11 protein-coding genes are annotated in these 12,922 nt (G+C 62.6%); 8 read left to right on the top strand and 3 right to left on the bottom strand.

The window, feature by feature from the left end:
• The first annotated feature begins 173 nt into the window (after positions 1-173).
• Positions 174-551 (top strand): COG4315 family predicted lipoprotein, encoded by a 378-nt coding sequence (locus tag AC1RTB_RS22475; protein WP_492881078.1) that lies wholly within the window; start codon positions 174-176, stop codon positions 549-551.
• Between the two features lie 87 nt (positions 552-638).
• Here AC1RTB_RS22475 and AC1RTB_RS22470 read toward each other — a convergent pair whose 3' ends face one another.
• The gene (locus tag AC1RTB_RS22470) at positions 639-1,811 is read right to left on the bottom strand and encodes an MFS transporter (RefSeq protein ID WP_492881077.1); all 1,173 of its coding nucleotides are present in this window, start codon (positions 1,809-1,811) and stop codon (positions 639-641) included.
• Between the two features lie 199 nt (positions 1,812-2,010).
• Between AC1RTB_RS22470 and AC1RTB_RS22465 the strand changes: the two genes are divergently transcribed.
• From AC1RTB_RS22465 to AC1RTB_RS22450, 4 genes are all read left to right on the top strand, one after another.
• Complete coding sequence (locus tag AC1RTB_RS22465; RefSeq protein WP_492881076.1) at positions 2,011-3,588, top strand: trimethylamine methyltransferase family protein; 1,578 nt, start codon at positions 2,011-2,013, stop codon at positions 3,586-3,588.
• An 11-nt stretch (positions 3,589-3,599) separates the two neighbouring features.
• Positions 3,600-3,983: a RidA family protein gene (locus tag AC1RTB_RS22460; RefSeq protein WP_492881075.1), complete on the top strand. Its 384-nt coding sequence runs from the start codon at positions 3,600-3,602 to the stop codon at positions 3,981-3,983.
• Between the two features lie 52 nt (positions 3,984-4,035).
• Positions 4,036-6,609 carry a GcvT family protein gene (locus AC1RTB_RS22455; protein ID WP_492881074.1) on the top strand — a complete coding sequence of 858 codons (2,574 nt, stop codon included), beginning with the start codon at positions 4,036-4,038 and terminating at the stop codon, positions 6,607-6,609.
• A 196-nt stretch (positions 6,610-6,805) separates the two neighbouring features.
• Complete coding sequence (locus AC1RTB_RS22450) at positions 6,806-8,155, top strand: M24 family metallopeptidase (protein ID WP_492881073.1); 1,350 nt, start codon at positions 6,806-6,808, stop codon at positions 8,153-8,155.
• On the opposite strand, the gene AC1RTB_RS22445 is transcribed toward AC1RTB_RS22450, so the two are convergent.
• Positions 8,122-8,967, bottom strand: coding sequence for a phosphate/phosphite/phosphonate ABC transporter substrate-binding protein (locus AC1RTB_RS22445; protein ID WP_492881176.1), 846 nt, complete (start codon positions 8,965-8,967; stop codon positions 8,122-8,124). The two genes, AC1RTB_RS22450 and AC1RTB_RS22445, sit on opposite strands and share 34 nt — an antisense overlap.
• Before the next feature lie 47 nt (positions 8,968-9,014).
• Positions 9,015-10,025: a fatty acid desaturase gene (locus tag AC1RTB_RS22440; protein WP_492881072.1), complete on the bottom strand. Its 1,011-nt coding sequence runs from the start codon at positions 10,023-10,025 to the stop codon at positions 9,015-9,017.
• Positions 10,026-10,243: 218 nt separating this feature from the next.
• On the opposite strand from AC1RTB_RS22440, the gene AC1RTB_RS22435 reads away from it, so the two are divergent.
• The 3 genes from AC1RTB_RS22435 (at position 10,244) to bmt (ending at position 12,866) form a co-directional block, all read left to right on the top strand.
• Positions 10,244-11,101, top strand: a complete 858-nt coding sequence (locus AC1RTB_RS22435; protein ID WP_492881071.1) for a helix-turn-helix domain-containing protein — start codon at positions 10,244-10,246, stop codon at positions 11,099-11,101.
• 61 nt (positions 11,102-11,162) lie between these two features.
• A complete protein-coding gene (locus tag AC1RTB_RS22430) occupies positions 11,163-11,762 on the top strand; it encodes a DUF1989 domain-containing protein (RefSeq protein ID WP_492881070.1) in 600 nt (199 codons plus the stop codon).
• 84 nt (positions 11,763-11,846) lie between these two features.
• A complete protein-coding gene (gene bmt / locus AC1RTB_RS22425) occupies positions 11,847-12,866 on the top strand; it encodes a betaine--homocysteine S-methyltransferase (RefSeq protein WP_492881069.1) in 1,020 nt (339 codons plus the stop codon).
• Positions 12,867-12,922: the final 56 nt, after the last annotated feature.

Here is a 12,922-nt window from a genome sequence, read left to right as displayed (position 1 = left end):
ACGGGATATGGGCGTAAAAAGCGCACATGAGAACACTCTAACCCGGCGTTTTGCGACTCCACAAGCGCCGGAAAAATCGTTCTCACGTACTGGTGCTGGAATAAAGGCGCCCTCAGGCGCGTTGATTGCGTGTGTGGCCGGCATTTTGCGGCCAAGCCCAGGGAGCGATCATCATGAAAACGATAGTCTCAGCTTTTGCCGTCCTGCTTGTGAGCACTGCAGCCTTGTATGCGGCCGAACCCGCCAAGGTCATGGAAGGCGCTGGGGGCAAGATCTACACCGACGCCAAGGGCATGACGCTTTACACCTTTGACAAGGATGCCAAGGACAAATCCAACTGCGACGCGACCTGCGTCAAGAACTGGCCGCCGTTCAAGGCCGCTGCCAGCGCCAAGGCAGAAGGCGAATGGACGCTGGTCAAGCGCGCCGACGGCTCGAATATGTGGGCCTATGAGGGCAAGCCGCTCTACACATATGCCGGTGACAAGAAGGCCGGCGACATGACGGGCGACGGCAAGGGCGGCGCATGGCACGTCGCCAAGGCGATGTAGCGACCGATCACGCTCAACAGCAGTGATCCGCCGCCATACATCTCCGCAAGCTGTGGATCGCCCACAGCTTGCAATGCCGGCCTGTGTTCACGAAAACCTGCGCTTGGCGGCGCGATAAAGCGCAAAGGCGACCAGCATCACGTTGAGGCTGACCATCACAGTGGGCAGGCCCGGCGTTCCCAATATCTGCATGGCCACACCGGAACTCGGTGGCCCGACGATACCGCCGACGCCCCACATCAGCGCAAAGGCGGCATTTCCGGCCACCAGTGCGCTACCGCCAAAGCGGTTTCCCAGTTCGACGAGCGCCATCGTGTAGACGCCGTAGCCCACAGCCCCAAGCACGACCAGCACAGGCCAAATCAATGGGGTTGCTATCAGCATTGGCAGCAACAGGGCGCACACCGCGGTAGTGGTCGCGCAGAACACGATCATGGCCCGACCGCCGAAGCGCTCCGCCAAAAGGCCCAGCGGTATCTGCAACAGGATATTCCCCAGGGAAAGTGCCGTCAGCATCGCCGCCAGAATTGCTTCCGGCAGGCCGTATCCGGCGCCAAAGACCGGCAGCAGCGAATAGGTGCTTTGCTGGTTGGCGGCAGAAACGAGAACCGCAAACAGCAGCGCCGGCGCAAGTGCGGCGAAACCAACGACCCCACCAACGGCCTGGCCGTCGTCCTCGAACCCGGCGAGCCCCGCCGACAGCAAGCGCAGCATCACCGCACATGCGACGAAACCGGCGATCGCGACCACAAAGGGCGTCCAGCCCGATGTGCCGACAATGGTGAGCACCAGTGGCCCTGAAGCGTATCCCACGCCCATAAGCGTGTTGAACACGCCCATCACCCGCCCGCGACGCGACGGCGGCGCAAGCGACAGCGCCCAAACCTCGCCGAGAATGTAGAGCGGGTTGATGACCACGCCTACGAGGAAGCGGATCAAGAACCAGGCCACCCAGTCCTGCAGATAGCCGATGGTGAAAAAGCAGAGCGCGCCAGCAAGCGAGCAGCCGATCGCCAGGGGGCGAGCCCCCACCAGTCGCACGGCAAGGGGCACGAAGGGCGCGGAAACGATGAGGCCCAGCGGCATCATCGCAGCCGACAGTCCGATCATCGCCGGAGACATGCCCTGCTTTTGCATCAGCAGCGAAAACAGCGGGTAGCTCAGCCCTTGCGCTGCGCCGAACATCGCCAGCGCAGCGGTCACGCCGCCAAGGGCTGCCCATCTCAATGGTGGCTCAACGGTAGAAATTGGAGATGTCATCGCGGCCACCAAAACGAATCTGTCGAAACAATCCTATCGACGGACCACTACGTCCGGGATGCCTCACCACGCCACAGAGCGTCGGTCCAGGCCCGTGCGTTATGTCGCTTCCCTCGCGCTATTGGTCGCCGCCTCCGCAATGAGGGTTTTTCACCCGGTCCATTATGCCCACGACATTTGCCTTGCCGTGAGGATTCCCATGACCGTGGCCCTGCCCTCCGCCGAACCGGTGCACGCCACCGATCGAGCCCGCCGTGGCGGCCGTGCCGGCAAGCGCGCCGGCGCCTCAGCCGCTTTCGAGCAGCCGCCCTTTCGCCAGCTCAAGATACCCTTTGCGCCAACCAAGCTGATCTCCGACGACCAGCTTGAATCGATCCATCTGGCCTCGCTGAGGGTGCTGAAGGAGATCGGCGTCGACGTGCTGCACGACGAGGCGCGGCGCATCATGAAGGCGCATGGTGCCGATGTGCGTGATGGCTCAGAACGCGTGCGCTTCGATTCCGACATGATCCTCGAGCTGATCTCACATGCGCCGGCGGAATTCACCCTGCACGCCCGCAATCCGGCGCATAATGTGCGTTTTGGCGGCAACAATCTGGTCATTTCGCAGATGGCCTCGGCGCCCAATTGCTCCGACCTCGACCGTGGCCGGCGTCCGGGCAACCAGGCCGACTACCGCAATTTCCTCAAGCTCGCCCAGATGCACAACATCCTGCAAACGACGGGTGGCTATCCGGTCGAGCCTGTGGATATCCACCCTTCGGTGCGCCATCTCGAATGCATCCGCGACCTCGCCACCCTCACCGACAAGGTGTTCCACATCTATTCGCTCGGCAAGGAGCGCAACGTCGACGGCATTGAGATCGCCCGCATCGCCCGCGGCATCTCGCGCGAGCAGATGCTGGAGGAGCCTTCGGTCTACACCATCATCAACACCAACTCGCCGCTCAAGCTCGACGTGCCAATGATGGAAGGCATCATCCAGATGTCGTCGATGGGTCAGGTTGTGATCGTCACGCCCTTCACGCTGTCGGGCGCCATGGCTCCCGTCACCATCGCCGGTGCGCTGGTGCAGCAGAACGCCGAAGCCCTTTCAGGCCTCGCCTTCACGCAGATGGTGCGCAAGGGCGCACCCGTCGGCTATGGCGGCTTCACCTCCAATGTCGACATGAAATCGGGCGCGCCGGCCTTCGGCACGCCTGAATACATGAAGGCCCAGCTGATCGGCGGCCAGCTCGCCCGGCGCTACAACATCCCCTACCGCACCTCGAATGTCTGCGCGGCCAACGCTGTCGACGCACAGGCGGCTTACGAAAGTGTGTTTTCACTGTGGGGCGCGATCCAGGGCGGCGCCAATTTCATTCTCCACGGTGCCGGCTGGCTCGAAGGCGGCCTCCGCTGCTCCTACGAGAAGATGATGCTCGACATTGACCTGCTGCAGATGGTGGCCGAGTTCCTGACGCCGCTCGACCTGTCGGAAGAAGCGCTTGCCATCGACGCCATCCGCGATGTTGGCCCCGGAGGGCACTTCTTCGGCACCCAGCACACCCAGGACCGCTACAAGAACGCGTTTTATGCGCCAATCATCTCCGACTGGCGCAATTTCGAGACCTGGGCCGAGGCGGGCAGTCCAACCGCCGTGGAAAAAGCAAATCGCGTCTGGAAGGAGCGCCTCGCCTCCTACGAGGAGCCATGGATGGACCCGGCCATCCGCGAGGAACTCAACGCCTTTGTCGACAAGCGCAAGGCCGAAGGCGGCGCCCCGACGGATTTTTGAGGAGATTTCCCATGCACAAACGCGAGATCAACTCGCCAGATGCCCCCATGCCCGCCGGAGGCTACGCCCAGGCGATCGAGGTGACCAACAATTCGCGCACGCTTTACATCAGCGGCCAGATTCCGGTCGCCAAGGATGGCTCGGTTCCTAACGATTTCGACAGCCAGTGCTGGCTCGCTTGGCGCAATGTTGAAGCGCAGCTGCACGCAGCCGGCATGAACCTCGACAATCTGGTCAAGGTGACGATCTTCCTTTCCAGCCGCGCTCACGCGCTCGACAACCGCCGCATCCGCGCCGAAGTGCTCGGCGACCGCAAGATCGCGATGTCGGTGATCATCGCTGGCATCTTCGACGAGGCTTGGCTTCTGGAAATCGAAGGCGTGGCAAGCGCCTGACCCCTCAGACCACCTCGCTTGACTCATTTTACGCACAACTGGACATAACCTCATGAAATCCCATGTGAAAGCGGTTGTCATCGGCGGCGGCGTGGTTGGCTGCTCGGTGCTCTATCATCTGGCCCGCGCCGGCTGGACCGACATCATGCTCATCGAGCGCTCGGAGCTGACCTCCGGCTCGTCCTGGCATGCCGCCGGCGGCTTTCACACGCTCAACGGCGACCCGAACGTCGCCAAGCTGCAGGCCTACACAGTCCAGCTCTACAAGGAGCTGGAGGAAGTTTCGGGGCAGTCCTGCTCGCTGCACCTGACCGGCGGCGTCATGCTCGCCGACAGCCCCGAGCGCATGGATTTCCTGCGCCTGGCGCACGCCAAGGGCCGCTATCTCGGCATGGACACCGAGTTGATCACGCCGTCCGAAGCCAAGAAGATGTTTCCGCTGATGGACGAAAAGCACTTCGTCGGCGCCATGTGGGATCCGGTCGAGGGCCATCTCGATCCCTCCGGCACGACGCATGCCTACGCCAAGGCGGCGAAGAAGCTCGGTGCCGAAATCGTGTTGCGCAATCCGGTCAAGGAACTGACGCAGGACGCAGACGGCACCTGGAACGTCGTCACCGAACAGGGAACGGTCCGAGCCGAGCACGTCGTCAACTGCGGTGGCCTGTGGGCACGCGAGATTGGCCGCATGGTCGGCGTCGAGCTGCCGGTGCTTGCCATGGAGCACATGTATCTGCTGACAGAACCGATGCCCGAGGTCGAGGCCTTCAACAAGGAGACCGGCCGCGAGATGATCGGCGTGCTCGACTTCAAGGGCGAGATCTACACACGCCAGGAGCGCAACGGCATCCTGCTCGGCACCTATGAAAAGGCCTGCAAGCCGTGGTCGCCGGTCAATACGCCGTGGGATTTCGGCCACGAACTGCTGGAACCCGACCTCGACCGCATCGCGCCCTCGCTTGAGGTCGGCTTCCAGCATTTCCCTGGCATTGCGAACGCCGGCATCAAGCAAGTCATCAACGGCCCGTTCACCTTCGCTCCCGACGGCAACCCTCTGGTCGGTCCGGTTCAGGGCCTGACCAATTTTTGGGTAGCGTGTGGCGTCATGGCCGGCTTTTCGCAAGGTGGCGGCGTCGGGCTCGCACTGTCGAACTGGATGGTCAATGGCGACCCTGGCTTCGACGTCTGGGGCATGGATGTCGCGCGCTGGGGCGAGTGGGCGAGCCTGCGCTACACCAACGCCAAGGTGCGAGAGAACTATTCGCGCCGCTTCTCGATCCGCTTTCCCAATGAGGAACTGCCGGCGGCGCGCCCGGCGCAGACCACCCCGCTCTATGACACGATGGTGGCCAACAACGCTGTCATGGGAGACAGCTGGGGTCTGGAAACGCCGCTGTGGTTCGCGCCAAAAGGTACCGAGCCCAAGGATATCGTCTCGTTCCACCGCTCCAACGATTTCGAGCACGTCGGCAACGAGGTCCGCGCCACCCGCGAGCGCGTCGGCGTGACCGAGATTGCCAACTTCGCCAAATACGAGGTCTCCGGCCCGGCTTCTGAGGACTTCCTCAACCGGCTGATGACCAACCGCATGCCGAAGAAGGGCCGCATCGTGCTGACGCCGATGCTCAACGAGTTCGGCCGGCTTATCGGCGATTTCACCATCGCAAAAACCAGCGACGACAAGTTCATGATCTGGGGCTCGTCGGCGGCGCAGAAATACCACATGCGCTGGTTCGAAAAGCACCTGCCCAAGGAAGGCTCAGTGCGCATCCACCGCTTCGACCAGACGCTTGTCGGGCTTTCCATCGCTGGTCCCAAGTCGCAAGCGCTGCTTGCCAAGCTCGTCGACGAAGATGTGTCGAGCAAGGCCTTCCGCTTCATGGACTTCCGCGAAATGGCTGTCGGCGGCGCGCCCTGCATGGTCAACCGCATCACCTATACCGGCGATCTCGGCTACGAGATCTGGATGGCGCCAGCCTACCAGCGCCTCGTCTACAAGGCGATCAAGGATGCTGGCGAACAGTTCGGCATCGTCGATTTTGGCATGCGCGCGCTGCTTTCCATGCGGCTTGAGAAAAACTTCCCGACCTGGTTCCGCGAGTTACGGCCGATCTACGGCCCGTTCGAAGGCGCGATGGACCGCTTCATCAAGCTCGAGAAGAACGACTTCATCGGCCGCGAGGCTGCCGCAAAGGAACATGCCGAAGGGCCAAAACTGCGCCGCGTCTCCTTCTATGTCGATGCACATGATGCCGACGTGATGGGCGACGAGCCGATCTGGGCCAAGGTCGGTGCCAAGGATTTCGGCACGATCGAAAAGCCGCACGGCTATGGCGCGCCACGCTTTGACGAGACCGGCAAGGAGGTTCGCGGCTCTGCTGCTGCTGATGGTGCATCGGCGGTGCGCGGCATCGTCGACGGCGACTGGCGCGTCGTCGGCTGGGTCACCTCGGGCGGCTACGCCCACTATGTGCAGAAATCGATGGCCCAGGGCTATGTGCCGGCAGCACTCGCCGAGAACGAGGCTGACGGACTGTTCGAGATCGAAATTCTCGGCCGCCGGCTGCCTGCCCGCATCAATATCGAGCCGCCCTTCGATCCCTCGGGCGAGAAGATGCGCGGATAAAATTCACGCAGACTTGGTCGGCAATTTTGACGCTCAATCACCCCCACTCCGCCTCGCTTCGCTCGGCACCTCTCCCCCTGCCCGGGGGAGAGGAAAGGCAGCGGCGAACTTGGCGTCCTTCCTCTCCCCCGTCTAACGGGGGAGAGGTGGTTTGCGCAGCAAACCGGAGTGGGGGTCGACTCCTCGGCGGCCCGCGATGAACACCGGCATAACCTTCGGCCGTCACCGCAAGATCATGCCTTTCGAGCCGGGTTCGGTCGAACAGTTGCGCGACGAAGCGCGCAGCAAGGCGGCGTCCCTCAATCAGCATGTGCTGGGCTATGGTGCCGTCGCCGAAGCCGAGTGGGCCGCCGCGGGCATCCCGGCGCCCAACCTGCCCGCCATGCGGAAATACCGGCTTGAGCGTATCCGCGCTGAACTCAAGCGGCGCGGCTATGCCGGCGCGCTGCTCTACGACCCCGTCAACATCCGTTACGCCACCGATAGCACCAACATGCAGCTGTGGGTCGCGCACAATCCGACCCGCCATTGCTTCGTCGCCACCGAGGGGCCGGTGGTGCTGTTCGACTATTTCTCCTGCGAGCACCTGTCCGACCATTCCGGCATGGTCGACGAGGTTCGACCGGCGGTGTCGTGGATGTATCTCTACAGCGGTGAGCTGACCGATCTTAAAGTGCGGCGCTGGGCTGAAGGCATCACCGACCTCGTCCGCGAGCATGGCGGCGGTGTCAGCCGCATTGCCGTCGACCATCTCGACCATGAAGGCGTCAACGCGCTCGCCCGGCTCGGCATATCAGTCGGTAATGGCGAAGCGGTGATGGAAAACGCCCGGCTGATCAAATCGGCTGACGAGATTCTTGCCATGCGCCGCGCCATTGTCGCTTGCGAGGCGGCCATGGGCGAGATGGAGCAAACGCTCAAACCCGGCATTTCGGAGAACGAACTCTGGGCCGAACTGCACCGCGGCAATATTGCCCGTGGCGGCGAATGGATCGAAACGCGGCTTTTGTCTTCGGGACCACGCACCAATCCATGGTTCCAGGAATGCTCATCGCGGGTGATTGTGTCCGGCGATCTTGTTGCTTTCGACACCGACCTCATCGGCCCTTACGGCTTCTGCGCCGACCTGTCGCGCACCTGGCTATGCGGCGACGGCCAGCCGTCAAACGAACAGCGCGACCTCTACCGTATCGCCGCAGGCCAGATCGCCCACAATACGGCGCTGATGCAACCAGGCATTACGTTCAGGGAGTTGGTCGAGCGCTCGGCGGTGCCGCCACCCGACTGTTTTCCAGCGCGCTACGGTGTGCTCTACCATGGCGTTGGCCTCGCCGACGAATACCCGACCTTGCCACACGCCGCCGACTGGACCGCTGATACGCCAGACGGCGTGCTCGAACCCGGCATGGTGCTTTGCGTCGAGAGCTATATCGGCCGTCTTGGCGGGCATGAAGGTGTCAAGATCGAGGAACAGATCCTCATCACTGAGACCGGCAACGAGCAGCTTTCGACCTACCCGCTGGACGAAAGATTACTCGCCGGCTGATCCTGCAATTGGACAGCTACGATTTGCTGGAGCGCCGCAACGACTGCGTCCGGCGTCAAGCTGGACGTGATAAATGGCAGCCCCTTGCGTTTGCCGGTCCAGCCGACCACCACGACATCCCTTGACGCCGGCTCGAAGCGTTGCGCCAGTGCCCAACTCTGGCAATCGATGGTCGCGACATCGGCACGGCCCTCGGCGACCGCGATGATCGAGGCGCGGTGACCACCGCTTTCGATGCGTTCGGAAAACAGCCGCAGTCCTTCGCCCATGGCGGCAAGATCGCGCGAAATGCCGATGAAGCCCGACATGGAATCATGGCTGTTGAAGGCAAAATGCTTGTCGCGGATCAGATCGAGCGGGATGAGTGGCGCATCGCCCTCGGGCGCGTGTGCATTGTCGGCGGTGACTGTTCCGCGCCGGATGACAATCGCACTGGAATAGAACTCGCCTCGCCCGCCTTCGATGCCGTCATAGTTTGGTTGGCCGATCACTCTGACCTGCGTCGCCAGGCCGGTCGTCTCCATAGGGCCCCAGCAGGTCTGCCCGAACAACAGCCGGGGATGCCGCCATAGCGTCGGCAGATCGAGTTCGTCGGGCGGCAACGTCGCCGGATCAGGTGCGATGACCGCGCCTGATCCGGCGCGGATATCACCTGGCACCGGCGGCAGGTCGGCGTTGCGTCGAGCCAGGTTTTCCGGCGCATCGATGCCCGATTTGCGGATCGCCGTCCGCAGCTTGGCCCATTGCACATCGATTTGATCGCTGATCTCAGGCCAATCATACATCGGCAATGCGGCAACGAAGTCGGTCATCATGTCATTTCAGGCTTAAATGCTGGAACTGGCAAGCGGAGCGAAAGCTATTCCTTCGGCGGCTCCGCCGGCACGGGGGCTGTGCCAAGTCCGTTGACATTGCGCGCCCTGACGCGCGGCACAAACGCCCTGCCCTGTTCTGGCGCGCGGCGCAGCGCGGGATGACACACCGGCTCCTTGGCGCGGAAGGCATAGGCTTTGATCAGCGCGAAATAGTTCGGATAGGCATAGCCCTTGTTCATCCTGAGCCATTCCTCGCGCCGGGCGCGAAACAGCGCCGGCAGCTTGTACCAGGCAACCGTCGGGCTCTTGTGATGCACGAAGTGCAAATTGTTGTTGAGGAACAAAAGCGACAAGGGCGAGCGCTCGACGATGACCGTGCGCCCTTCGGGGTGCTCGGACCACTGATGCTCGGCAAAGGTTCGGATCGAAATCAGCGACTGGCCGAGCCACGCCGGCACCAGGATGTAAAGCCACAGCGGAATGCCAAAGCCGAATTGGACGATCGGCACGATCACCAAGAGGCCAGCGCCATGCAGCAGCCACGCCTTGCGGATCGCCTTGTCACCCGCGATGACCGCCTTGGCGTCGTCGATGAAGAAGCCGACACAGGCAAGCAGCGGCCCCAGCACGAAGCGGCCAGCCATGGTGTTGTTGATCCGCAGCACGAGCTTCATTGCGTCAGGCAGATCGCTGTGCTGCCACAGCGCGCGATAATAGCTTTCGGGATCGTCGAACGGATCGGTCAGGCGCTCGTCGGCATGGTGGCGCAGGTGGATGGTCTTGAAGCGGCGATACGGCCAGACGAGACCGATCGGCAGCGACACCAGCGCCTCGTTGATACGTGCGTCGCGTGTCGGATGGCCGTGCAGCACCTCGTGCACCAGCGACGACTGCAGCGCCACCGTCAGCGCCATCACGGCAAGGGTTACCACCGGATAAGCGGGCCAGAGCAGCAAGCCGGCAAGGAGCCAGGCGCCATAGCAGGCCAAAATGAGAAACACCGTCGGCCATTCGACCCCTGTGGTCGTGCCGCGTTTGTTTCCCCTGTTTGCCATGCTCTGCCTGCTGTCCTTCGATGCCTGGAACTCGATGATTCCTGACATAATGCTGTCAGTAGGCTTGCGTTTCTGCAACGAGACAATGCGCACAGATTGTTTACATTGCGCTACTTAAGCCGCAGATGTTATGTTTAGTAAACAAATGGGACGATGAATCTATTTTGAGTGGAGTGGGAACCGGGCGTTCGCAAAACCATTCCCCCATTGGACAGGCCATGGACAAGCGCGATCTATCCGAAGTCTTCAGGGAGCGGCTCAAGGCGCTGTTGCAGCGCTCCGGCCTCAACCAGTCGGCCTTTGCCGCATCGGTCGGCATCGACCGTTCGGCGCTGTCGCAATTGCTGTCGGGCACCACGATCCGTCTGCCGCGCGCCGAAACGCTGCTGACAATCGCCACCGCGCACAAGATCTCGCTCGATTGGCTGCTCGGCCTCAGCCAGGACGAAGGCGTCACCGGCGAGATCCGCGAAAGTCTCGAGATCGAGGAGGCCTCGGGCGGTTTCGAACGCACGCTGATCGCCAAATGGCATGCCGAGGCCGCCGGCACCAAGATCCGCTATGTGCCGGCCGGCATACCCGACCTTTTGCGCACCGAAGCGCTGATCGACTATGAGGCCGACATTTCCAACAAGAGCCGCGAGGTTCAGGCCGGCGAGACGCAATACCGCATCGACTACAACCGCCGGCCCGAGACCGACATGGAGGTCTGCATGCCGCGCCACACGCTGGAGATCTTTGCACGCGGGCTCGGCGTGTGGTCGGGTTTTCCCGACACGGACCGCAAGGCCCAGTTGCGGCACATGGCCGACCTGCTCGACGACCTCTACCCGACCTTCCGCCTGTTTCTCTATGACGGGCGCATGCGCTATTCCGTGCCCTACACAATCTTCGGCCATTCCCGCGCCGCGATCTATGTCGGCGACATGTATCTCGTGCTCTACGCCACCGAGCCGATCCGCACCCTGACACGCCATTTCGACAACCTGATCCGTGCGGCCGACATCAACGCTCATGAAACGGCGGCGTTCGCGAGACGACTGGCCGTCGCATCATTTCCAGCCGGCTGGGCCTGATCGGTCAGGTTGAATTTTGCTCTTCAATGCGGCAGCGTGCGGCCGCATTCCGAGGAAAACCATGTCAAACCAGAATCGTATCGTGGTGCCCGCCCAGTCGGGCCGTTCCATCCGCGTCTCGCGCGGCGACCTTGTCCGCATCATCGATCCCAAGGGCCAGCAGGTAGCCGACCTCTGGGCGTTCACGACAGACATGCTGGACTGGCTGAGCACGTCGAACACCCGCGACATCGGCGAACGGCTGTTTCCGAAGGTCGGCGAACATTTCTACGGCACAACCGGAGAGCCATTGCTGACGCTGGTCGAGGATGCCTCGCCAGGCCCGCACGACATGCTCTATCCAGCCTGCAACCATGCGCTTTACGTGCGTGCCGGGTTTCAGGATCATCCCAATTGCCAGGACAATCTGCACGCCGCACTGGCCACAGAGGGCATCAGCTTGCCCTTCACCCCTGATCCGGTCGACCTGTTTCAGAACTCGCTGCCGCAGCCGGACGGCAGCATCGACGTGTTTGCCTCGATCAATCCGCCCGGCGGCTCCGTCACGCTACGCGCCGAGCGCGACCTTTTGCTCGTCGTCACCGCATGTTCGGTCGACCACTATCCCACCAATGGCGGCATCTGCACGGAGATCGAGGTCGAGGTCACAACCGCGCGGTAGCGCCGTTTCTCGAACGCAATCATTGACTAGATATAAAGACTTCTTTATATCGTTATCCATTCTCCAGATATGAAAGTCGCTGTGATGACGACCAATCCGATCGATGCCCTGCTGGCCGAAAAGGGTGTGCTGCTTGCCGATGGCGCAACCGGCACCAATCTGTTCGCCATGGGCCTCGAGGCCGGCGAAGCGCCCGAGCTGTGGAACGAAAGCGCGCCCGAAAAGATCACGGCGCTGCACCAGAACTTCGTCGAGGCAGGTGCCGACATCATCTTGACCAACTCGTTCGGCGGCACGCGTCACCGGCTCAAGCTGCACCACGCCCAGGACCGCGTGCATGAACTCAACAAGCGCGCCGCCGAGATCGCCCGCGCCGTCGCCGACAAGGCCGGCCGCAAGGTCATCGTCGCCGGCTCCGTCGGCCCGACCGGCGAGCTTCTGGTGCCGCTCGGCGCCATGACCTATGACGAGGCGGTCGATGCCTTCGCCGAACAGATCGAGGGCCTCAAGGCCGGCGGTGCTGAAGTCGCCTGGATCGAAACCATGTCGGCGCCGGACGAAATCCGCGCCGCCGCCGAGGCCGCCATTCGCGTCGGCCTGCCCTACACCTATACCGGCTCGTTCGACACGGCCGGCCGTACCATGATGGGCCTGCTGCCCAAGGACATCCACGGCGTCGTCGACGGCCTGGCCCAGACGCCGCTCGGTGTCGGCGCCAATTGTGGTGTCGGCGCATCCGATATCCTTGCCTCGCTGCTCGACATGAGCGAGGCCAAGCCGGATGCCACCATCATCATCAAGGGCAATTGCGGCATCCCGGAATTCCGTGGCACCGAGATCCATTATTCCGGCACGCCCGAACTGATGTCGGACTACGTCCGCCTGGCGGTCGACGGCGGCGCAAGGATCATCGGCGGCTGCTGCGGCACCTCGTTCGAACACCTGGCGGCAATGCGCAAGGCGCTCGACGCCCACAAGAAGGACGTTCGCCCGACCGTCGAGGCGATCGTCGAGCGCATCGGCCCGATGCGCAACAAGCTCGCTGCGCCGAACACCACTGAAACCAGCGAAGGCCGTCGCGAACGCCGTCGCGGCCGGGTCTAAGACACGAAAGTTGCGCGTCCAAGTCGACGCGCGACGATGTCACGAAAAAGCTCCCG

Source organism: Aminobacter sp. GW821-FHT11F06 (assembly GCF_058808215.1).
This window is presented reverse-complemented; position numbering and strand designations above follow the sequence as displayed.